Origin of the sequence: Treponema sp. Marseille-Q4130, assembly GCF_014334325.1 — a bacterium.
In the GTDB taxonomy this organism is placed as follows: domain Bacteria; phylum Spirochaetota; class Spirochaetia; order Treponematales; family Treponemataceae; genus Treponema_D.
This window is the reverse complement of sequence record NZ_JACSET010000001.1, coordinates 393076-414897: the sequence shown is the minus strand read 5'-3', so window position 1 is coordinate 414897 and position 21822 is coordinate 393076. Positions and strand designations below refer to the sequence as shown.

At 39.5% G+C, this 21822-nt stretch carries 23 protein-coding genes; 21 read left to right on the top strand and 2 right to left on the bottom strand.

Annotation, left to right across the window (positions count from 1 at the left end):
• The first annotated feature begins 4 nt into the window (after positions 1-4).
• From H9I36_RS01735 to thrS, 20 genes are all read left to right on the top strand, one after another.
• Positions 5-1003: a hypothetical protein gene (locus tag H9I36_RS01735; RefSeq protein WP_187383658.1), complete on the top strand. Its 999-nt coding sequence runs from the start codon at positions 5-7 to the stop codon at positions 1001-1003.
• Between the two features lie 407 nt (positions 1004-1410).
• Positions 1411-2061, top strand: coding sequence for a hypothetical protein (locus H9I36_RS01730; RefSeq protein WP_187383657.1), 651 nt, complete (start codon positions 1411-1413; stop codon positions 2059-2061).
• Complete coding sequence (locus H9I36_RS01725; protein WP_187383656.1) at positions 2058-2690, top strand: hypothetical protein; 633 nt, start codon at positions 2058-2060, stop codon at positions 2688-2690. The genes H9I36_RS01730 and H9I36_RS01725 overlap by 4 nt, the downstream gene beginning before the upstream one ends.
• Before the next feature lie 25 nt (positions 2691-2715).
• Positions 2716-3138, top strand: a complete 423-nt coding sequence (locus H9I36_RS01720; protein ID WP_187383655.1) for a hypothetical protein — start codon at positions 2716-2718, stop codon at positions 3136-3138.
• A 166-nt stretch (positions 3139-3304) separates the two neighbouring features.
• Positions 3305-4105, top strand: a complete 801-nt coding sequence (locus H9I36_RS01715) for a TNT domain-containing protein (RefSeq protein ID WP_187383654.1) — start codon at positions 3305-3307, stop codon at positions 4103-4105.
• Positions 4072-4434, top strand: a complete 363-nt coding sequence (locus H9I36_RS01710) for a hypothetical protein (protein WP_187383653.1) — start codon at positions 4072-4074, stop codon at positions 4432-4434. The genes H9I36_RS01715 and H9I36_RS01710 overlap by 34 nt, the downstream gene beginning before the upstream one ends.
• A gap of 135 nt (positions 4435-4569) precedes the next feature.
• A complete protein-coding gene (locus tag H9I36_RS01705) occupies positions 4570-5259 on the top strand; it encodes an RHS repeat-associated core domain-containing protein (RefSeq protein WP_187383652.1) in 690 nt (229 codons plus the stop codon).
• Positions 5256-5681, top strand: a complete 426-nt coding sequence (locus H9I36_RS01700; RefSeq protein WP_187383651.1) for a hypothetical protein — start codon at positions 5256-5258, stop codon at positions 5679-5681. The genes H9I36_RS01705 and H9I36_RS01700 overlap by 4 nt, the downstream gene beginning before the upstream one ends.
• Positions 5682-5982: 301 nt before the next feature.
• Positions 5983-6237, top strand: coding sequence for a hypothetical protein (locus tag H9I36_RS01695; protein ID WP_187383650.1), 255 nt, complete (start codon positions 5983-5985; stop codon positions 6235-6237).
• 177 nt (positions 6238-6414) lie between these two features.
• Positions 6415-7188: an RHS repeat-associated core domain-containing protein gene (locus H9I36_RS01690; RefSeq protein WP_187383649.1), complete on the top strand. Its 774-nt coding sequence runs from the start codon at positions 6415-6417 to the stop codon at positions 7186-7188.
• Positions 7185-7658: a hypothetical protein gene (locus H9I36_RS01685; protein ID WP_187383648.1), complete on the top strand. Its 474-nt coding sequence runs from the start codon at positions 7185-7187 to the stop codon at positions 7656-7658. The genes H9I36_RS01690 and H9I36_RS01685 overlap by 4 nt, the downstream gene beginning before the upstream one ends.
• A 42-nt stretch (positions 7659-7700) precedes the next feature.
• Positions 7701-7925 (top strand): NTF2 fold immunity protein, encoded by a 225-nt coding sequence (locus tag H9I36_RS01680; RefSeq protein ID WP_187383647.1) that lies wholly within the window; start codon positions 7701-7703, stop codon positions 7923-7925.
• Positions 7926-8096: 171 nt separating this feature from the next.
• The gene (locus tag H9I36_RS01675) at positions 8097-8879 is read left to right on the top strand and encodes a hypothetical protein (RefSeq protein WP_187383646.1); all 783 of its coding nucleotides are present in this window, start codon (positions 8097-8099) and stop codon (positions 8877-8879) included.
• 60 nt (positions 8880-8939) lie between these two features.
• Positions 8940-9845: an SH3 domain-containing protein gene (locus H9I36_RS01670; protein ID WP_187383645.1), complete on the top strand. Its 906-nt coding sequence runs from the start codon at positions 8940-8942 to the stop codon at positions 9843-9845.
• Positions 9846-9933: 88 nt separating this feature from the next.
• The gene (locus H9I36_RS01665; RefSeq protein ID WP_187383644.1) at positions 9934-10371 is read left to right on the top strand and encodes a hypothetical protein; all 438 of its coding nucleotides are present in this window, start codon (positions 9934-9936) and stop codon (positions 10369-10371) included.
• Between the two features lie 155 nt (positions 10372-10526).
• Complete coding sequence (locus tag H9I36_RS01660) at positions 10527-11279, top strand: RHS repeat-associated core domain-containing protein (RefSeq protein WP_187383643.1); 753 nt, start codon at positions 10527-10529, stop codon at positions 11277-11279.
• A 199-nt stretch (positions 11280-11478) separates the two neighbouring features.
• Positions 11479-11976, top strand: coding sequence for a hypothetical protein (locus H9I36_RS01655; protein WP_187383642.1), 498 nt, complete (start codon positions 11479-11481; stop codon positions 11974-11976).
• Between the two features lie 806 nt (positions 11977-12782).
• On the top strand, positions 12783-13139 hold the full coding sequence (locus tag H9I36_RS01650) for a hypothetical protein (protein ID WP_187383641.1): 357 nt from the start codon (positions 12783-12785) through the stop codon (positions 13137-13139).
• A gap of 648 nt (positions 13140-13787) precedes the next feature.
• On the top strand, positions 13788-15278 hold the full coding sequence (locus H9I36_RS01645) for a hypothetical protein (RefSeq protein WP_187383640.1): 1491 nt from the start codon (positions 13788-13790) through the stop codon (positions 15276-15278).
• Positions 15279-15614: 336 nt separating this feature from the next.
• Positions 15615-17372, top strand: a complete 1758-nt coding sequence (thrS, locus tag H9I36_RS01640; protein WP_187383639.1) for a threonine--tRNA ligase — start codon at positions 15615-15617, stop codon at positions 17370-17372.
• 128 nt (positions 17373-17500) lie between these two features.
• Here thrS and H9I36_RS01635 read toward each other — a convergent pair whose 3' ends face one another.
• Positions 17501-18580 (bottom strand): tetratricopeptide repeat protein, encoded by a 1080-nt coding sequence (locus H9I36_RS01635; protein ID WP_187383638.1) that lies wholly within the window; start codon positions 18578-18580, stop codon positions 17501-17503.
• Positions 18577-21219: a hypothetical protein gene (locus H9I36_RS01630; protein WP_187383637.1), complete on the bottom strand. Its 2643-nt coding sequence runs from the start codon at positions 21217-21219 to the stop codon at positions 18577-18579. Before H9I36_RS01630 ends, H9I36_RS01635 begins: the two co-directional genes overlap by 4 nt.
• Before the next feature lie 57 nt (positions 21220-21276).
• On the opposite strand from H9I36_RS01630, the gene H9I36_RS01625 reads away from it, so the two are divergent.
• Positions 21277-21747, top strand: coding sequence for a hypothetical protein (locus tag H9I36_RS01625; protein WP_187383636.1), 471 nt, complete (start codon positions 21277-21279; stop codon positions 21745-21747).
• The last annotated feature ends 75 nt before the right edge of the window (positions 21748-21822 follow it).

The following is a 21822-nucleotide window of genomic DNA, read 5'->3' as shown; positions in this document are numbered from 1 at the left end:
ACGTATGAAAAACCTTTTTTTTGTATTATTTATTTTATGGAACAGTTTGGTTGTATCCGAAGCGGAAGAATTTAATTATTATTGGCGTAATAATATCACCGGGGAATATATCCTTGATACGCTTGCTTTGCAAAAGTATTTAAATCCGCAGTTTAGATATAAAAGTAACGAAAATAAGCAAAACATGACAGTAACGGGTTTTTATTATAATTCGGATAATGTGAAATTTATCGATGAAATACAAAACGGGCGCATTATAAAATCGACCTACTTTAATAAAGCCGATAACACCGAGTTATATGTAAAACATTTTTATTATGATGATCTCATGCGTCCGGTGCATATAACCATAGAACTTAAAGGCGATGGTTCCGAAGTAAAAAATCAGTATACATATTTTGTTTCTCTATTTTTTACTTACAATAGTAAAAACAATATTGCATATAAAGGTGTACGGTGCCAAAAAAGTAAAACCTATGAAGAGTATATTTTATCCTCCGGAAATTTTGATGTACACTACAATCCCGTTACTATCAGGAGTACAATAATGAGGATACAAGGAATGAATTCCGCTTTTTTTGAAACAACGGAAAATTTTATGCAAAAAGGAGATGAAGTGATTTATGAATGCTACAGTAACGATCTTTTGAGCGCAAAGCAACGTACCGATAAGAATTACATGCTTACGCAAATCTATGATTCGGGTGGCAATATAATTGAAAAGACGGAAAAAAAATTAAACGACACTCTTGAAACGTACAGTATTTTTTCCGCAGGAACAATATTTGATAATCAAATTTCCGAGATTTTATTCTCTGCGAATGCATTGAAGATCGCACAAATCATTGAAAATAATGTTCCGAACGGAATTATTACGGTACAATCATTGGATGAAAACTTTCGGATAAAAGCCGGAAAGATTTTTTCCGGTGAATTGGTATTACCCGTTGATATATTTTCACATGTTCCGCTATACTTGAATCAAATAAAATATCGATTTTAAATATGATTGCTGTAGCAGTTTATAAACTTTTTAACTAATCACGTAAGTTTAATAGCGGTAGAAACCAGAAATTTATTAATAAAGTTGGTTATGAGTCTGTTTTTGATACAAAAACTAATTTTATTGGCGAAGGTTTAGATGAGGGGATTTATAATTATGGGGCAAGTGGTTTAGGAAAATTAATTGTATGAGGCCGGTTATCCTCATGAATGATACGATATGCAGCCTTTATATTGGTGAGTAAGAATCGGTATGAAAAGAAAAATAACCGAACCCCATATCCGGTGTTTTCCGCGTTGCGAAGAACACTAGGTTTTAGTCCTACAAATAGGGATATGTGTGACTGCTGCAGAAAATGCTCGAATTTCAGGCGTTTTCCGGAGTAAAAAGCGGATTTCGGAGCGGAAATGAGCTGTTGCGTTACGAAAAATTATTATTTGCCGCAAAAAAAATGGATTTTGCTGTTAAATACGGCGGAAATTCGGCGTAAAACGCACCTTCGGCAACCATATTGCAATTTGTATGCCTATGGGGCCAATAACCCGGTACGCTATATAGACCCGGATGGAAAGTTTAATAAAAACCAATTTATATTTGCAGCTTTACAAACTCTTGGTGGTACAGTAGAAGTGATTTTAGGGCTTGTCGGGGAAGGACCATCCGTAGGAGCGTCTACCTATGCGGTTATAGACGGTACGTGGAATGTTATCGAAGGTATTGCGGGTATGCTTGCTGCAGCAAAAGATACCAAATATGAAGGAGTTATTTCAGTAATTACAATGAAATTTTCCGGGAAATTGGGTGCAAACCAACAGCAACAGAAATTAGCAGGAAGTATTGCTACACTTGTAGATATGGTAATAGATGCAACTGTGACAAAAGGTATATCGTTGATCGCTGATGGAGCTCAAGCAGTATCTAATTCAGCGAAAATAATAAAAGGGGTTGCAGAGATTACTTCTTCCGCTTCGGAAGGAAAGATAATTTTAGATGTTGCAAGAGAGACAGAAGCAACATTGACTGAAATTCGAGAGAGAGAGAATGGGGATAAAGAATGAATAAGATTGAAATACTACAGTATTTTGGTACAGCGCTGTCATTTGTTGTGTGTGGAATTCTCGGTTTGACGAAAGTGATACGTGATATTAATGGATCTCAAAATATTTCTCCGCAACAAAAGATTAAAAAATGTCTGATTATAAGAATATGTGCAGTTTTATTATTTATATCTGCGGTAGGGATTATTACCTTATATTTTACAAATTATCATAATACATATAAAGATTTGAATTGGCGACGAACAGAAAGCAGTAATTATATTTCAGCGATTAATAATGATCAAAATTGTACTGTTATCTCAATATCAGAGAAAATGTTCCAAAATGCTGATAGCATCTTTGAACAAGAAAAAAAACGATATGCGAATAAAGGATTTGATGTTTACTATAATAAATTTTCAAGAAGAAATGAACGACAACTAAAAAAAATAATGCAAAGCTTTACTCAAAAAGTACCTATTAATTATGATGTGAAAGATTTTTTCTCTGTTATTATCACAAATACACAGCCTAAGTATGCCGGTATAGAGTTGTATATTTTTGCATATACGGCTACAGCTGATATTAAGGTGTCAATTATTCCTGCAGAAAATAAATATGTATGGTGCCGTATACAAAAATCGCAGTGATTTTATCCTTTGCAGGAGAACTAATATGAAAGTAATATATGCACCTAAAACATATTTTAAATTAGCAAAAATGGACTATCTTGTTCCTTATTATCAGCAACCTCAAGAAGTACTACAAGATGATTTAGCTTTAGGCGGTATATACGAATGGGTTTCAACAGAAAAAGATTTTTGTGTTTTAACTCCTGGAAATTTTCGAATTCCAAAATCTGACTTAATTCCATTTGAGGAAGAGAAATATAGCTTTTGTGAAAATGATTTAGTTTATTTTAAACCGAGTTGTTCAGAAAAAGAAAAAGAATATTTATTATTAACTAATAAAATAAAACCGGGAAAAAAATACTTAATTAATAGAATAATTAATCATTTTTTTGTAATTCTTGAGGATGAAAACGGGGGTGAAACGAATCCAATCAAATTCACTGATATAAGTAAAGAGTCTTTTTAATATGAAATTTTAATTATAAATAGAATAGAGACACTACATCCAGCGTTTTCAGCCCCGCCTGAAGGCGCCGGATGTTAGTCCTACAAATAGGGATATGTATGAGTGCTTCGGAAAATGCTCGAATTTCAGGCGTTTTCCGGAGTAAAAAGCGGATTTCGGAGCGAAAATGAGCTGTTGCGTTACGAAAAATTATTATTCTCCGCAGAAAAAATGGATTTTGCTGTTACATACAGCGGAAATTCGGCGAAAAACGCAGGTTCGGCAACCATATTGCAATTTGTATGCCTACGGTGCCAATAACCCGGTACGCTATATAGACCCCGATGGAAAATCACCGTTTGATGCCGAATTAAAGCAAGGGCACTTTAAAGAGAGAAGTTGGTTTTCAAAAAATATCGATGAGCCTGTAGAAAAGTTCCTAGCGCGAAATTTCTTTGGTTTTGGTCCAGCGGATTATGTAAAACTAATGGACGGAACTATTGTTCCGATGTCAGAAAGCGGAGAGCGTTTTGCAACTTCGGAACGTAATTTTGACTGCATGTTCTTTTGCGCTTCAGCCTTTTTCTCTGTATTCAAATTAGCAAAAGCCTGTAATGTAATTTCAAGTGCAAGTGAAGTTACTTCTACAACAAAGGCTTTAACTCCCTATAAAGAGTGGCCTAATGATGGTGGTTTCTTAGGTGGCTATTCAAAGACCGAAACAGCAAAGCCAGGGCAGGTTTTTTCCCGAATCGGAGAATTAAATGGCAGTTATACAGCTCCAAAAGGAACATCTTTAAGCCAAAGAGGACTCCCATCCTCATATGCAAATCAGACAGAAACACTATGGAAGGTTGAAAAAGCATTTAATTATAAGGGTGGAATTGCCACTCCTTGGAAAGATGCAACAGGTGGCGGAATTCAATACAAATTGCCTGATACAATAGAAAACTTATGGAAAAATGGTTATATATCACCAGTGGAGTAAATAATATGAAAATTGACGATGTAAAACGTATTATTGCTGAAAACAAAATAAAAATGGATTTTATTAGGATAAATGATAACTACTTAATACCTGGAATTTATTATTTATATTATGATGACTCATCTCTTAATTGGGCTGCCTTTCATTATGATAGAGAATATAATGCAGATCGCTTTTTTATAACAGAAGATGCCGCATGTCGTAGATTTCTTGAACTCATCTTTTCTTCACCGGAGAATTTTGAGGATTATTCATTAAAGAACTATTGGGCAATAAAAGAGCGAGGAGAAAAATTGATTAAGAAGTATTTAGAAAACAGCATCAGTTAACCCCCACATCCGGTGTTTTCCGCGTTGCGAAAGGCGCCGGATGTTAGTCCTACAAATAGGGATATGTATGACGGCGGCAGAAAATGCCCGAATTTCGGGCGTTTTCCGGAGTAAAAAGCGGATTTCGGAGCGGAAATGAGCTGTTGCGTTACGAAAAATTATTATTCTCCGCAAAAAAAATGGATTTTGCTGTTGAATACAGCGGAAATTCGACGTAAAACGCAAGTTCGGCAACCATATTGCAATTTGTATGCCTACGGGGCAAATAACCCGGTACGCTATATAGACCCGGATGGAAGGTATCTTATAAACAATATAAAGGTCTTTAATAATTATGGAAGACCAGAGACTGCTGAAAGTTATGCTTTAAGTAATTTTGATGAAATAAGAAAAACTGCAGGCAAGTCTTCCAGATTGGGTTGGTGGCAGGTTGATGGTATTTATAAATTATTACCCTTATATTCTTCAACTCCTGGGTTCCAAAATGATGTTGCATTTGCTGATAAACAAACAATGTCTACATTAAAATCTATAGCAGGGTCTCAAAAAAATAAAGATAACTTTATAAAAGAAATTGTTTTTTCCAAAGTAACAACTGAAAAAAAAGAAAATGGAGTAGTCGCTGTAAATCTTACAGTTAGTCGAATAACCACAGATTATAAAAATAATATTGTGGATATAACAGATCCAATTACAGTAACCTTAGCATTTACTACAGACGAAGAGTTGGAACGGTTCAAAACTCGAGAGGCAGGATTAAAAATAATGGCTAAGGATGCATTACAAAAAGCAAATATCGAATTAGATTTTGGAGTTGAAAAATGAAAAAAAGTATATTTTTAATCTTCGGTTTTATTTTTGCCTTTTGTTTAGGTTTGCTTACCAATATATTTTTAATTCAAATTAATAAAAGTAAGGAACCGTTTACTCTAAAGTGGTTTTATAATGATGAGGGTAATATTGACGGGTATACTCTTGGAGATAGAAACGGACTAATGATTATGGGAAGTTATAACCCGGACGGCTTGGAAACATTAAATATTTATGATGAAAAAAAGGAGTATCATCAATTTACAGTTTTTGGTAAATCGTATAATGGTTCCGTTGATAGTTCCGAACCTCCGAAAGCTAATGAAATAATTGAAATTGATTCATTTCTTACAAGGACGGAAACCATAAACAATGCTGAAATAAAGTACTACATAGATAATTCAAAAAATCCGAAAATCATCATGGCCGATAAATAAAGCAAGCATAGTATTATCGAGGTACAGAAAATTGAATAAATGCTTATCATTTTTTTTATTAATTATTGTACTATGTTGTCCTATTTTTGCAGATATAAATATCTCGAATTTCGAAAAATATTTTCGTACTGTCAGCAACGATGAAAAACGAAGGATTTCTAGTACAAAAGTTTGTCTCCAAAAAACTGATTACGTATATCCTAAACCGATTTATTACAAAGGAACTCAAATACCGAATGTTTTTATTGATGAATCCGTTGTAAAAGATTCTGAAATGCGCTATAAGGTTTCGTGCTATCTTATGAACAAATTGGATTTAGGAATTCATTTTGAATTTGCCGATTATGAATTCTTTGTTATTAAAAATAAAAAAGTCATTGGTGAATGTGTTTATTATTTATGTCATAGAGAGTATGGACGAATTTATAAACAACTTAATGACGGCTATGACAGATTATTAAAGGATACACTGATTCAGGATGAATTAGACTTAATAAAAGAAAGATTAAAGTCTCAACATAGCTTGTTTTTGTACTGTGAGCCGATTGGCTCTTAATAGACTTGCTGCAAGTTGTATAAATTGCGGGTTAGTTTTATACCCCCACATCCGGTGTTTTCCATTCCAGCGAAAGCGCCGGATGTTAGTCCTACAAATAGGGATATGTGGGAGTGCTGCAGAAAATGCTCGAATTTCAGGCATTTTCCGGAGTAAAAAGCGGATTTCGGAGCGGAAATGAGCTGTTGCGTTACGAAAAATTATTATTTGCCGCAAAAAAATCGGATTTTGCTGTTAAATACAGCGGAAATTCGGCGTAAAACCCAGGTTCGGCAACCATATTGCAATTTGTACCACTACGCGGGGAATAATCCGGTACGCTATATAGACCCGGATGGGGAGAAAAATAAAGTAGCAATAGTTGGAAATGCCGATAAGTGGGGAGAGAGGAAATCCTTTTATGAAGCAGCAGTAAATACTGGCTATACCGTTGTATCAACTAATTGGATTATTTGTTTAAAGGGCATAGGGAATTATGGCGCGACTACTTCTGGTCTAAATGCAATAAAAGCACTTCGAAATAACGCTTCAAAAGATAATCCAATAACAGATTTATATTTTTCTACACATGGCGTGCCTTACGCTATTGGTTTTGGTAATACCGGTAATAATCTTTATGAGAATAATGTTTCTGATTTTATTTCAGGTTTTAAACCAGGAAAAGAAGCAGCTTTTATCACTGATTTGAAAAAATTAGTTGATGAAGGATTAATGGCAGAAGATGTTACGATCGTATTGGGTGGATGTAATAGTGGTGCCGATCCTAATAATCATAAAAATTCAACTAATGTAAATACAAAAGCATGGGCAAATTCTAAAGACCCTATAAATATAGCGCAAGCAATTTCAAAAGCATTACCAAAAGCAACTGTTATAGCTAATAGAACAGGTGTAGACTCCGGTGTCGGTCTTGACAATGTAGTAATTTACAAAAATGGAGTTGAACAATGAAAAAAAATAATATTATATATTATATATGTATATTTATGCTACTGAGTTGTTCCGGCCCTCAACAGAGAAAAATAAATCGCGAAGAATTGAAAAAGATTGACCAGAAAAACCCTATATTGTTACATAAAATCAATGCGGTTCAAGGAGAGTTTTTGATTTCTTATGTAAACCCGTTTGTATATCAGGTAATTCCGGTTCACGAAACCGATTATCTTTATAAAATATATTATAATCGGTTTGTAAAATATAACAAAGTTCAAAAACTTAAAAAAGGAACTGCTTATAAAGATGTAATTCGGAAATTAGGAATCCCGATAATTATAAAAGATAAAGAGGAAAAGGAAATAGTATATTTTCAAAGAGGGTTTTCGTTTACAAAAGGATTTTATCTTTATTCGTATATAATAATATTGGGTTTTAAAAATGATTTATTGGAGTTTTGCAAAGAGGAATACTTTTTTAGGCCATAAAAAAATGAAATCCGAAAAGACCGGTATGATAATGCTGCTCGTATGGGAACTATAGTAAGTGATGAACTGGCTATTAAGCTTACAGAAATTTATCTGATTGATTTATACGGTGAGCGTATAAAAAAAAGATTCCCATTGGAAGCAACCTTAAAGGATGAAATATGGTATGTAAGCGGAACTTTGCCGGCTGGATACGAAGGCGGAATTCCGATTATAAAAATTTCGAAAAAAACAGGAGCCGTATTGGGATTTATTAATTCAAAGTAGGACAGATAGAATTAGTAAAAACTCATATTTTTTTTACCCCTACATCCGGTGTTTTCCGTGTCGCGTAGGATACCGGATGTTGGTCCTACAAATAGGGATATGTGTGACTGCTGCAGAAAATGCTCGAATTTCAGGCATTTTCCGAAGTAAAAAGCGGATTTCGGAGCGGAAATGAGCTGTTGCGTTACGAAAAATTATTATTCTCCGCAAAAAAAACGGATTTTGCTGTTAAATACGGCAGAAATTCGCCGTAAAACGCAGATTCGGCAACCATATTGCAATTTGTATGCCTATGGGGCCAATAACCCGGTACACTATATAGACCCGGATGGGAATAGGCTGCTTACTATTTTTGCATATTGGAATATGTCCAATTATTCTAATCAAAAAGAACATCTCCTTGGTAATTCATCTGGTATACTGATTAACAAGGCCGGATGTTATATTGCTGCTTTTGCAAATCTTGTAACATCCGCATTTTTTAAATATGAGGCTAACATTGTAAGAAAGGATGTCTATTTAACTTTATTGGGTATAAACAGCGATAAAGCGCTTTTTGGTATGACTGAAGATACTAAAGATGAATTACGCGGACATGAGGCTATGGATGCGATTTTTGGTAATGGCAACTGGGATTATTGGACAAAAAGCGTACAAGGAGAAGCTGGTTTATTAGGAAGGATAAAAGAATATAATGAATCTGGCTCAGATTATATGCTTGTCGGTATTTTTAATTTGAGCGAAGCGGATGAAAATGTTCCAATACATATGGTTGGTATAAATGGTTTACCGGGGCAAGACGGTATTTTTAATGTAAATGATATCGTTCCTTCAAGTAGTGGAGATAGGAAAAGGTTAAGCAGTGCTAATCAAAGAAATGCATACTCATTAAAAAATCTTATAGAGATACGAGTAGTTGAGATAAAAAATCGATATAGCTCTCTTCAGGAATGAAGATTAAGTTTTTAAATTAATTTTTAATCCTAATTAGTTATTTGAAAGGGGCGTACTATTATGCATAGTAAAATAAAATTATTTTTTATATACGGTATAATTTTTTGTTTAACAATAGATACAATAAGTACGGAAGGAAGAAATAGTTACAATGTTAGTTATGATGCAAAATGGCACATGCTGCACATATATAAAAAAAGCGAGACAGTTGATTGGATATTACAACGGAGCATAAAAGAAAGTGATATTAAAGAATTCGGTGGCGGCTGGCTGATAACCGATAAAAACATGTATTATCTAAACACTGATAATCACCTTATAAAATATTCGTTTGAAAAGGATACGCTTGAATATACCGGTCTGAATCTTGAACGAATTCTTTGTGTGTCGGCAGATGACAGATATATATGTGCTGGAGAATATCGAGATGAACTTACTTCTATGACACAATGGGGTGAATTAGCTACGGAAATCCCCTGTATCTATGATCTTGTACAGCGACAGAAAATACATATAAAAAATTTTTCCGATAGTTTTCTGCAAGATGAGATCGGTATTAGTCTTTCTGCAGATTATGATAAACATAAAGGTTGTTTTTATATAAAATATAATTGGGACACTCCGATTCCTAAATTTGTCGGAGAAATATCTGTAAAAGATATTGCTTTTAAAATGCTTATCAGTAATTATAAACGAGATGTATCATTATCTGAATTACCTATAAATACGGTTTTGACAGCTATTGATAAGCTTCGGATTTTCGAGACGGAAGATATATCTGATAAAATTATTACAGTACTGGCAAAGAACACGAAGGTTATGCTTATAAAAGTGGGACGAGAAGAAACGATAGGCGGGATTATAGATAATTGGGTACGAGTAAGAGTGTATAACGGCGGAAAAACTGCAGGCGGCAAGGATACGATAGACATTATCGGTTGGTGTTTTGGGGGGTATTTAAGATAAAGGAAATTTAATAATAAACCAGATCAAAGGCAAATAAATGCAATTGCAAATGAAGTGTTGTCATATACCGATAAAGGAGTCGTAGTTGATGAAACATAATAAAATAATTTTATTATGTTTGTTTTTGATTTCAATTGCTGAAACAGTTATCCTTTTAGTTATTCGTTTTCCAAAGAATATAAGAGTGAATCAGGTTATGAATAATTCTTATGAAATCAATTTTAATAAAAGCAAAGATACAGCTTTATTTGTAACAATAAGCGATAAAGGATTTGACTCGATATCTTTTAGTGATAATAGCAGAAATCAAGGATTTATAACTTTTACAAATGATTTAAATGGCTATTTCACGATTTATAATGCGAGTTTAGATTATGCAATTGATAACCGTTCATCACAAACAGATGAATTCAATTTTCAACGATTCGAACGCTTTGGGGAAAAGACATATTGCTATGATATAAAATATGATGAAGATTTAACTATGAAAAAACTTTCGATACCAAGCATTGAAAGTTCTGAATAATTAAACGAAATTAAGTAATACCCCCACATCTGGTGTTTTCCGCGTCGCGAAGAACACTAGGTGTTAGTCCTACAAATAGGGATATGTGGGAGTGCTTCGGAAAATGCTCGAATTTCAGGCGTTTTCCGGAGTAAAAAGCGGATTTCGGAGCGGAAATGAGCTGTTGCGTTACGAAAAATTATTATTCTCCGCAAAAAAAACGGATTTTGCTGTTGAATACAGCGGAAATTCGACGTAAAACGCAAGTTCGGCAACCATATTGCAATTTGTATGCCTACGCAGCAAATAACCCGGTACGCTATATAGACCCGGATGGAAATTTTATTGGGGTGATAATAGGAGCTGCTGTTGGTACAGTGGTTTCAGGTGGTTGTGAAGTATTTAATCAGATTGTTATACAAGGTAAATCACTTGATAATATCGATATGAGGAAGGTAGCTATAGTAGCGGCAGGGGGAGCTGTTATCGGTGCAGTAGCTGGTACTGGAATTGGGCTAGTAGGTCAAATTGCAATTAATGCAGGGATAAGTACTGTTCAGAACGTAGGTAATCAGGCACTTGATATAAGTGAGGGTAACCAAGAAAAATTTGATGTTGCTTCTTTAGTTGTTGACACAGCTATGAGTGCGGTTTCAGGCTGGGCTGGAGGAGCTGGTAGCGGTTCAAATAAGGTAATTGATAACGCTGTTAAACAATTAACAAATAAAGTTTCAAAGGAAATAAAGCATAATGGATTAAGCAATATTGGGAAAAGTCTAACTAGCAAAACAACAACTAATACTGTTAAGTATTTTCAGAAAAATACAGGTAAAGCAATAAAAGGTATACTTAATAAAGTACCAGATTCTGCCATTTTAACAACTGCGCAAAATGGATTAAAAAAAACTTGCAGAGGATATTACAAATAGGGATTAATTAAAAATATGAGAAAAATAAGCGCTGATGGTTTTTATGATTTTACATTGATGTTTTGTTTGGGGTTGTATATACTTGGTATTTTTATGTTTAGGAGGTTGGTTTCAAGATTTTTTAATTTTGTCTTTGTAAAATACAGTCTTAATAATGTCTTATTTATTATAAGTTTAATATTTGTTATTATTAATTTATGTGTTTTCTTTAATAGAAAAAAAAGAAACAAAAAAAATAAATAAGCAAAGAACAGAAAATGATATATGGGGTAGTGATTTTATAATTTTATTTAAAATTTATTATTTTGTTTCAATATTAGTAATAATGTTTTCGATTCTAAATATAGTATTCTCAAGGGTAGAATTAAATTCAAGCTTTGTGAGAAAATATAATTTGTTAAACAGAGTCGTCAAGGAATACAGTATAGAATCATTTAATTCTGTTGCTGTAATTCCAAGTTATTATACAAGCAGGCAAGGTAATAGTTTTCGTATTGTTTTAAAACTTTATGGTGAAGAAAATTTTACTTTTATGGATTTTCGTGATCGATATCAAATGTTAAAGTTGCTACAAGATTTGAAAAAAACAAAACCATTTGTTATTGATAAAAAAGAGTTAAATAAATATTACTCAAAGAATGTTATTTATTGGGATAATGAAGAACGAAAGCTTTTCGAAGAAATTTTTAGTCATTAACATGTGCAAATAAATGCCACGGATACTTCAATTTCAAAAACAGGGCAGGAAACTAGAGATTTGAAATCAGTTGATGTTTCTACTTTTAATCGTTTAATTCTTATAAAAGTAAAATCGTTGGCCGAGCTGTAAATTTAAAAGTAAACGAAGGGAATAATGAAATAATAGAACTGTTTGAACATAATCAAATACCAAGAGTTCAAACAGTATAAAAGCGGCATCCCCCACATCCGGTGTTTTCCGCGTTATGAAAGACATCGGATGTTAGTCCTACAAATAGGGATATGTATGACTGCTGCAGAAATTAGGGCTGTCCAAAAACTGAAGTTTTTGGACAGCTTCCTCGATGTACTATGCGACATTTAAAATAATAACTATAATGCGATTGAAACGCTTGATAATGTTGTTGATAAAGGCTTATGTATTTCTGTTGGGAAAAACGGATTATATTATTCATAATGATTATGAGAAAGACAACCCTTTTTTATCTTAAAATATTTAATTATGTCGGTTTTTTTCTTTTGGTAGGTGGAGGAATATTATCTGTATATGAATAAAGTCTTTTTTAGAATTCTGATCACTTCTATATTTCTGTATTTGTATATTTTTCTTTTTCTTTATTTTTCAATAAAAGTTGAAAGCTTTCGGCTTTTTTTCTTGAAATTTATTTCAAGAATTAAAAACCGAGAAATAGGAGAAGCATTTTTTATTATAATATTTCTTCTGATTCCTACTTCATTGATTATTTATATCTCAAGGAAGACAAAGAAATATTAATCTAATTCCATAAATAAGGGCTTTGAATTATGAAAGATGATATTGTAAAAACAATCAATGAATTTATATTAGGAAAGCAAGATGCTCTTTTGGTAATACAGTACATAGATAACATCTGTATAATTAATTCACGCCCTAAAAAAATTTCGATAACAATTCAAGACGACGATTATTGGAAAGAGCCTTATTTTTACGGCGATTATAAAATTCTTGAAGAGAATGGAACTTTAGCTTGGAATATACAATTTAATTCAAAAGTAATCCATAAAAAGAATCTAAAAGATTTACTAAAAATATTAAACAATATTTTTACCGAGAAAAAAATCGTAGAGCCGGAAGCATTAAAGCCTATGCCGTATAGCAGAAAAACAATTATTTGCTCTTGAAAATGATTTAAAATACGTTTTGGAAATAAGTGTATGTAATTTTCAAAATTACATTAATAAATCAAATCATAATTATTATGTCGTAAAAATAGATATGAAATAGATATGAATATATGTTTGAATTCTATTTGAGTAAAATATAGAAAACGTATAGGTATCTCACATCTGTATGATATGTATTCTGCTGTATCAGCTGTAGGTGATGCGGCAACCGAAAAGCAGAGGGAAAAATGTTTACTGCAAGATATGATGTTATAATGATTTTGGTAAGTATAGTTATACTGCTTTACTCTGTATTTTATATTTCTCGAACAGGGAAGAAAAGTTCTAAAATATGGAGTAAACGACTGAATATAATTTCTGTTGCTATGCTTATCGGATTTACAATTGATTTTATAATGAACTTTTTCAAGCTGTGGTAGAATTATTTATAACTCGATTGTAAAAATAGCTACACTTTTTTATTTTGTATAGCTGTTTTTTACACCCCGCATCCAGCGTTTTCCACTCTAGCGAAAACCACGGATGTTAGTCCCACAAATAGGGATATTATGAGAGCTTTAGGCAAAGCGCGCCCTCACAGTAATTTTGTCGAATTTTCTCCTAAAAAAAACTCCGAAACCGAACATTTAGGGCGATTATTAGGGTATGAATTATCGCTGCATATTGATCGCCGCGGTTTTTGTGGCATTTTCGTCGGTACATCGATTATCCGCCGCCGAAAAATCGGGAGCCGAACAAGCGTCTCGCCTAAGCTCAGAGCCGAAGGCGAAACGAAAATCGGAAGCGCTTTTTAAGAGGCTCAATCTAAGCGCATCATCGTCCTTGTACTTCGATGACGCGGACTTTGCCCTGTCATCGGCGGACACGACCTGCGGCATACGCGCCCGATTTCGCGATGCAGACCTGTGGTTTTACGAAGCCGTGTCCGATATCGCGCTGTCGAATTTCGGCGAAGCCTCCGTTCGCCTGCCGCAATACGGGGCGGCGCTGTTTTTCGACCGTGTGTCGGGTGTTCCGCTGACGCTGAAAGCGGGTACCCTATCCTTAAGCGGAAGTTTTTCGCGTCTCGCTGCTCCTGCCCCGTCCTTTTCCGCATCCCCCTTTGTAAAATCGTTTCCGACAAAAACAGGGATCGCATCTTCTCTTCCGTCGTCGTCTACGGGCAACAAACCGCCCGCTTTTGCAGCCGACTGCCGGCTTCCGGATGCGGCTCCGCGCTTTGCCGGATCGGGCGCTTCTTTTTTTTACCGCGAAAACGGAACGCTTGCCGCATCGGCGGACATCAGGATTGCTTTGCCGCGCATGATGAGCGCTGCCGTTTCGATTACAGGGGCAAGTTTTTTTCTCAAAAACGATGCGTCGTCGTGGTTTTCCGAAATCGCATTTTTCAAACCGGCGCGGTATTCCGCATTCGCACTCCAAGCGCTCTTTTCGGCGCCCAACTTTACATCGCTTTTTACAACAGGCTTATACGATCAGCCGTCGGGGAAACTGCGCTGCACATACAGAAGCGAAAACGTGTTTACAGCAGGAGGATTTACGCTGCTCGCTTCGGCATTCGCCTCCGACGGACGCGGTATCATCACGCCGAACGGCACGGTACTGCATACGCTCAGTCAATTCCGCATCTCCTCGCAATATACTCACCGCTTCCCTTCACCGCGCCTGCCGTCTCTCACGGTCGGAGCGGCGGGAACCATGAGGCAAACATATACGGCATTCAACGACGCCGAGCAGACGAGCGCTAAATGCGGCGCGGGCGTTCAGTATTCGGATAAATATATCTCATCGCGCCTCGCCTTTGAAGCCGGAGGAATTGAATTTTCAAACGCACAGAAAGTCGATGCCGATGCGGTACGCTATGCGATTTCAGGAGATTTTTTCCGGCGCAGAGGAACGCTCCGCTACGGTGCTCAGACCTCGTACAGCTTTTCAAAAAAGGCGGCGGAAGAATCGTGCAAATTTTTGCTTACGCACTCGAAAAAAAATATTACAAGCTCAGGCAGTGCGGGTTTTTCCTTCAAACAAAAAAACGGCGAATACGGCGGGGGGACAGCATCGATCGGATTTTCGGTTTCTCATACGACAAAATTTATTAAATATGCGTTTCGCTTATCGGCAGTCGGAAAGAATTAATAATTTTTCGACATGATAATTTTTACAGTCAAATGCCGAGCGTTGAAAATATTAACTCGAAATGAACCGGATAATTTTTGCGGTACGAAAGATTTTATAAAAATTTCCGGTATGCGAAAAGGCACTGTGAAAACACAGGGGCGGGACACACGCACATTCCACGCACATTCCACGCACATTCCACGCACATTCCACGCACATTCCACGCACATTCCACGCACATTCCACGCACATTCCACGTAATTTCCACACACATTCCACGTAATTTCCAAGTGATTTACAAAACTCGGCATTCGAGCTATTATCAATGCAATCTCTCGATATACAGGTACACACATGGCACACGACGAACGATTACAGACGATAAGACACAGCTGTTCCCACGTTATGGCGGAAGCGATCAAACATCTCTATCCGGGCGTGAAAATCGCAATAGGTCCCGCGATCGATACGGGCTTTTACTACGACTTCGATTTTCCGAAAGATGTCAAATTTTCGGAAAGCGATTTTCCGGCAGTCGAAAAAGAGATGCGGAAGATTCTTTCGGGCAATCACGAGTTCGTGCGCAAAGAGATTTCAAAAGACGAAGCGCTTTCGCTTTTCAAAGACGAGCCCTATAAAATCGATTTGATACAAAACCTTCCTGCGGACGAAACGATCTCCACTTACGAGCAGGACGATTTTCGCGATCTCTGCCGCGGGCCGCACGTTTCGAGCACGAAAGAGATAAACGCGCAGGCTTTTAAGCTGATGAAAATCGCGGGCGCATATTGGCACGGAGACGCAAGTCAGCCGATGCTCACGCGCGTATATGCGGCATGCTTTGCAAAGCCGGACGATTTGAAAAATTACCTCAAAATGCTCGAAGAAGCCGACAAACGCGATCATCGAAAACTCGGCGTAAAGATGGATCTTTTTCACATCGACGACGAAGATCCCGGCCAGATTTTTTGGCATCCGAACGGCTGGACGATGTACATAACGCTGCAGGAGTACATGCGCAAAAAGCTCGAAGCCGACGGCTACATGGAAGTCAATACGCCTGCGATCATGCCGCGCTCGCTGTGGGAACGGAGCGGACACTGGGGACATTATCAAAAAAATATGTTTATCACCGAAAGCGAAAAACGCATGTTCGCAATCAAACCGATGAACTGCCCCGGCGCGATCGAAATATTTAAAACACGGACAAGAAGCTATAAAGATCTTCCGATGCGTCTTGCGGAATTCGGTCACTGCGTTCGCAACGAGCCGAGCGGAACGCTCCACGGCATCATGCGCGTGAGAGGCTTCGTGCAGGACGATGCGCACATTTTGTGCACCGAAGAGCAGATCGAAAGCGAAGTCGCAAAGTTCTGCAAACTTCTCGTCGACGTATACGGCGATTTCGGTTTTAATAAAAATCTCATCGTGAAACTCAGCACAATGCCCGACGATCATGTCGGAGACGAAGCGACGTGGCATCACGCCGAAAACGCGCTCGGAAACGCATGCAAAGACGCGGGAATAAATTACGATGTACAGCCGAAAGAAGGCGCATTTTACGGACCGAAGCTCGAATTTACCCTCGTCGATGCGCTCGGCCGCGAATGGCAGTGCGGCACGATCCAGCTCGATTATCAGCTGCCCTCAAGCGAACGGCTCAACGCGGAATACATCGGAAAGGACAATCAAAAACATCATCCGGTTATGCTGCACCGCGCCGTGCTCGGCTCGCTCGAACGCTTTATCGGCATCCTCATAGAAAATTATGCCGGCGCTTTTCCCGCGTGGCTCCACTTCGAACAGGCGGCCGTTGTTCCCGTCGGACCCGACTTTTACGATTACGCGGAACAAGTGCGGAACGCGCTCGCCGAAGAAGGTATACGCGCAAACGCATACACCGACGAAAGCAATATGAAAAATAAAATCAAATCGATAAGCTCGGAACACAAAACGCCGTACATCCTCATCGTCGGACAAAAAGAAAAAGACGAAGGTGCGGTAACGGTCCGCTTCCGCGCCGACAGCGGTCTCGAACAAAAAACGTTTGCGTTGAAAGATTTCGTCGCCTACGTAAAGGAAAAAACGAGAGTGCACTACAACGGCATTTGATCGATTGGTCGAACGGCGAGCGAAACGGATGGAAAATTTCGCGTTAAAAAAAACTCGAAATTTAACCCGATTTCTAAAACCGGCAGTTCCGGAGCATCGTTTTAAGCGATGTGCCGGATCACGGTGTGCTATCGTATCTTTGTAAGGCTCGCGTTGAATTCCGCTCCCGACACTTTTCCTTCGGGATAAAAATTGATTCCGTCGCGGAGCGTCATAAGTTCGTTTTCAACGCTGCCGAGTACCGCATCGAAATCGGGAGAATCGACGGGCACATCGGGGATCGGACTTGCAAGCATTCTGCCGCGGTAACGTTCGGAATATCTTACAGGATTTTGATTTTTCCTCGCAGCCGTCCGTAAATTCCACAAAAAGCGCGCGCACAGGATACGGCTCGCTTCCATCGCCGAGCGGAGCTGACTCTCATCGGAACTTCCGGAAACGCTTTTCAACAAACCCGCGCCCCGCACGACGGCAAACAATCTCTCGCCTCCGTACTTTTTTCCTCCGGTATAGATATCCAAAAGCTGCGTCGACGCTTGCGTGATTTCGATCATCTGTAAAAGCGAAAGCGATTCAAGCGGCAAAAATTTCGAAAGCTCCTTGTCATCGGAAACGGCATCTTTAAGACGCCACGCTTTTTCGCGGAGCGGCAAGTACGCGCTTTTATAAAAAGGAGCGAGAAGCAAAAAAGCCGTATCGAAGAGGCCTGCCGCTTCATCGTACTTTCCCGCCTTGTATGCACCGAGGGCGGATTCGAGCACGAGGACTCCGTCTCCGCTCCGAAGCGAAAGCGCTTCTTTTAAATTAACAATTCCCAAACGATGACCGAGCACGATCGCTTCGCTGTCGTCGGCATAGCGCCGGGCTGCCTGTTCATAACATTTTTTCGCTTCGCTCGAATTTCCGCCGATAAAATACGCGCGTCCTAAAAGCGCATAGAGACGGGAAGCCGTGCGTTTTTCAAGTTCGGGAACTGCAAGCCGCTTTTGTATCTCCGAGATGATATATGTCCTTTCGGCTGCGGAATTCGCGGCATCGTCGCCGCCTGAAAAAGCGGCATCGAGCGGCGCAAGGCGTGACTGCATCGAAAGCGAAAAAGAGCCGTCAGAAGTTTCATCCGAAGAGACGAATACGTCTTTTTGAAACGTCATACAGGAAACGAACACAAACGAAAACGCCGCAAAAATAACAATTAATAATTTTTTCATCGTATATCCCATGCATATAAGTTTTTATCGAACGAAAGGACAATACATTCGTCTTTTTTATCGCCGTTGACATCCGCTATGACGGGTACTCCCCTACCCGCGACGGGAAATCCGGGTACGAGTTCGAGCGACTGCATAAAACCGTAGAGCACGTTTTCGTCGGCGCACGCGTACACGGCATCTCCCGAAGAAGAACGCACGGAAGCGATGCGTCCTTGCCGCGCAGACGATGCTCCGGGAATCTTTACCGTCGTAAAGGTACCGTCAAGTGCAAAGCGATACACTTCCGCATCCTCCGAAAGTGCGAAGAAAAAAGAGCCGCACGCGACGGCGTTTGTATAAAACACGCCGTTCGTCTCTATCGGAAATCCGTCTTCGAGTTTACCGTCTTTGAAAAGGTAAAACTTGCCCGATTGCGTTATAAACGCCGTATAGAGAACACCGCCCGTCTCAAGCAGCGCGGGCGAATCGAAGCCTATGCCGTCTATTTCCATCGGTTCTGAAAAATTAATAATTTTTTGATTTTTCATAAGATAGACGGAACCCTCGAACGACTTTTCGTATACCGCAGCCGTATCGCCCGAAAGAGAAGGCGCGGAAAGAATTTCGCCGTCATCAGGAAATTGCACTTCGTCGTAGGTACCGTCGTCTTTTACGACGAGGATGACCGATCCCCGCGACGGAATCAAAAGCGTTTTGCCGAATGCCGCAGGACGCGCGGACGGAACGGCGCCGGTGAGGATCGGAAAGTTTCCGACGTTTTCAAGAGCTCGGTTCAGCAAATGTACCGCACCGTTCGCACCGACGGCCCAGAGGACTCCTCCTTCCCTGCACTTTTCCGCAGCCGAAACGATCGACATACTTTCCGTAAAACCGAGCTCCGTCCGCTTCATGGAGGAAAGTTCGAGAGAGCGTATCTTTTTTCCGCTTTCAAGCCAAAACACCGCACCGGGATTTTTACCCGCTTCGGCGTGCAGCAAAAAGTCGGTCGTACCTTCGAGCGCGATCGGAAAACCCGGAACGAGGCGCATATCGGACGAAGAAGAAGCGACTGCATGCAGCTGACAGGTGAGCACCGAATTCTTTAAACGGAAATCGCAGCGGCCGACCGTGTACAATTTGAGCACATCGGCAAGCAGCGTACCGTTTCGGATAAAAAACGGAACACTGCGTTTCAGATCGTAATACACGCTCACCGTCGCTTCCGCCGACTGATTGCCCGACACCGTTTTCCAATTTTCGTTCCGTGCGAGCATTTTGCGCTCTTTCAAATCGTTGTACACGGTCGAAAGGTTTTGCGGCGACTCGGAAAAATAAATATAATCCCCCTGCACGAAATAATACGGACGCGGCAGATCGATGCCGAAGGACGAAAGCAGTTCGCGAAGCAGCGGCGGCATATCGATACGGGGAAGGCGCACGCCACCGATTATCAAATTCGTATTGTTTTCGATCGCAAACGATGAAAATATGGAATCGAATATTTTTTCTCTTTGACGTGCATCGCGTATCTGCAGCGCAAAAACGGGATCGCTGTTGCCTTCGATACCGAGCACGGCGCACTCGCTTCCCGTCCATGAAAAAACGATATCGTCGAGGGAAACCGAAAAAAGCCGCTTGCACCACGCGTTCGCCTTCTGCCATGTGCGTTCGATGTCGCTCGTCTTTTGCAAAAGCGGAAAGAGCGCATCTTTCAATTCGCTGAACTGCCCCGCGTTGAGCAGCGTATAGTACTGCACGCTCTCTCCGAGCTGGGAAAGGAGCGCGGGCATTTTCGAATTTTTTATTAAAAGAGGCGCAAGCGGAGATGCGCTTGCATCCGAAATCGCAAACGGAAATTCCGCTTTGACCGTGATATCCGCATCGGAGATACCGAAAGAAACGACACTGAGAGCCGTTTCATCGAGCAGCGACGAGACGGCTTCGGCGACATCGTTTCCTGCGGTAAACTGTTCGACAAGCCGCTTTCCGTTTGCCACGATGCGTATCGGCTCGCCACCTTTCTGAAGCAAAACCGCCTTTTCTTCTTTTCGGTACGCGTGAGCGTTATCGTCTAAAATCGCGCGGGAAAGCAAAGCAAGCGAATCCGATGCAATGAGGAGATTACGCTTTTGGGCGATATAATACGCCGCATTTTTTCCGGCAGCGTATTTGAAATACGGAAAATCGGAATCCTTTACGTATTCAAAATTATTAATATCCAAATGCGGTGCGACAAGAGGTGCGAGGCGCGTCAACGCGGAAAGAAAGCTCATATCGATAAGTGCGATATACGACGAAGTTCCCTTTGCCGCATAAAACGCCGCATATACGCTTCGGGAAGCGGCAAAGCGCACGTATTTATTGTCTCGCAGAGCCGATGAACGGAACTCCATAAACGGAGCGCGATAATTCGAAAGCAGCGGATCGGCAAGCAGCACATCTGCAGCTTTCAAATCGACTATAGGAGAAGCGGCATCCCACAGAGAATCGGTGTGCACGAACACAGAATAATCGGACGGAATCACGTCGAGCGGCGACATTCTGTCGAGAACGGAAAAGCCGATCCATCCGAAGAGGGAGACGATGATGACGCACAGAAAAATCAAAATCCCTTTGAAAAGCCGCACAATGAACGGCAATTTTTTCTTTTCCTTCATAGCGAACAGTATAGCAGATATGTAATTTTTTTTCAGTATCTGCTATAGTATTTTTATATGAACGACGAACGAAAACAATTTTTTATCGAACTCGAAGAAAAGACGGGCGATGCCGTCGAAGAAGTGGAATTCGTGTGCATCAATGCGGATAAAAAAACATATGCCGCGCTCTCGCTCACCACTTCGCGTACAGAGCTGTGGGGACTTCTCGTATTCGGCGTACGAGGACTGTATTTTTACGTTTCCCCTTCCGAAAATTTTATGTCGCTGATGTTTCGGCAAATGACGCACGGGAAAAAACCTACCGAGCAGCTCATCGACCTCGGCCGGATCGAAGCGCTCGAAACGGAACTGCCTCCGAAAAAATGGTATTCCGTACTTTTTACCGATGTAAAACACCGCATCGACGCGTCGTTCGTCTTTGAAAAAAAACGACATTATTTTTCGATGACGACGCTCTCTCCGGCATCAGGCGTACAAGAGCGGATTCAAAAAAAGCTGCACGGAAAATCGGCGGTATCGACATAAACAAGCTCGCCGCAAAGCATCGGGAATTGAACGCTCCGCAAGAATAAATGAAAAAGATCGGAAGTGCGCATAAAA

What these genes read in the sequence shown, in the direction of transcription:
- H9I36_RS01735 (WP_187383658.1), top strand. Translation starts at nt 5, where the DNA reads ATGAAAAACCTTTTTTTTGTATTATTTATTTTATGGAACAGTTTGGTT.
- H9I36_RS01730 (WP_187383657.1), top strand. Translation starts at nt 1,411, where the DNA reads ATGAGCTGTTGCGTTACGAAAAATTATTATTTGCCGCAAAAAAAATGG.
- H9I36_RS01725 (WP_187383656.1), top strand. Translation starts at nt 2,058, where the DNA reads ATGAATAAGATTGAAATACTACAGTATTTTGGTACAGCGCTGTCATTT.
- H9I36_RS01720 (WP_187383655.1), top strand. Translation starts at nt 2,716, where the DNA reads ATGAAAGTAATATATGCACCTAAAACATATTTTAAATTAGCAAAAATG.
- H9I36_RS01715 (WP_187383654.1), top strand. Translation starts at nt 3,305, where the DNA reads ATGAGCTGTTGCGTTACGAAAAATTATTATTCTCCGCAGAAAAAATGG.
- H9I36_RS01710 (WP_187383653.1), top strand. Translation starts at nt 4,072, where the DNA reads ATGGAAAAATGGTTATATATCACCAGTGGAGTAAATAATATGAAAATT.
- H9I36_RS01705 (WP_187383652.1), top strand. Translation starts at nt 4,570, where the DNA reads ATGAGCTGTTGCGTTACGAAAAATTATTATTCTCCGCAAAAAAAATGG.
- H9I36_RS01700 (WP_187383651.1), top strand. Translation starts at nt 5,256, where the DNA reads ATGAAAAAAAGTATATTTTTAATCTTCGGTTTTATTTTTGCCTTTTGT.
- H9I36_RS01695 (WP_187383650.1), top strand. Translation starts at nt 5,983, where the DNA reads ATGAACAAATTGGATTTAGGAATTCATTTTGAATTTGCCGATTATGAA.
- H9I36_RS01690 (WP_187383649.1), top strand. Translation starts at nt 6,415, where the DNA reads ATGAGCTGTTGCGTTACGAAAAATTATTATTTGCCGCAAAAAAATCGG.
- H9I36_RS01685 (WP_187383648.1), top strand. Translation starts at nt 7,185, where the DNA reads ATGAAAAAAAATAATATTATATATTATATATGTATATTTATGCTACTG.
- H9I36_RS01680 (WP_187383647.1), top strand. Translation starts at nt 7,701, where the DNA reads ATGGGAACTATAGTAAGTGATGAACTGGCTATTAAGCTTACAGAAATT.
- H9I36_RS01675 (WP_187383646.1), top strand. Translation starts at nt 8,097, where the DNA reads ATGAGCTGTTGCGTTACGAAAAATTATTATTCTCCGCAAAAAAAACGG.
- H9I36_RS01670 (WP_187383645.1), top strand. Translation starts at nt 8,940, where the DNA reads ATGCATAGTAAAATAAAATTATTTTTTATATACGGTATAATTTTTTGT.
- H9I36_RS01665 (WP_187383644.1), top strand. Translation starts at nt 9,934, where the DNA reads ATGAAACATAATAAAATAATTTTATTATGTTTGTTTTTGATTTCAATT.
- H9I36_RS01660 (WP_187383643.1), top strand. Translation starts at nt 10,527, where the DNA reads ATGAGCTGTTGCGTTACGAAAAATTATTATTCTCCGCAAAAAAAACGG.
- H9I36_RS01650 (WP_187383641.1), top strand. Translation starts at nt 12,783, where the DNA reads ATGAAAGATGATATTGTAAAAACAATCAATGAATTTATATTAGGAAAG.
- H9I36_RS01645 (WP_187383640.1), top strand. Translation starts at nt 13,788, where the DNA reads ATGAATTATCGCTGCATATTGATCGCCGCGGTTTTTGTGGCATTTTCG.
- thrS (WP_187383639.1), top strand. Translation starts at nt 15,615, where the DNA reads ATGGCACACGACGAACGATTACAGACGATAAGACACAGCTGTTCCCAC.
- H9I36_RS01635 (WP_187383638.1), bottom strand. Translation starts at nt 18,580, where the DNA reads ATGAAAAAATTATTAATTGTTATTTTTGCGGCGTTTTCGTTTGTGTTC.
- H9I36_RS01630 (WP_187383637.1), bottom strand. Translation starts at nt 21,219, where the DNA reads ATGAAGGAAAAGAAAAAATTGCCGTTCATTGTGCGGCTTTTCAAAGGG.
- H9I36_RS01625 (WP_187383636.1), top strand. Translation starts at nt 21,277, where the DNA reads ATGAACGACGAACGAAAACAATTTTTTATCGAACTCGAAGAAAAGACG.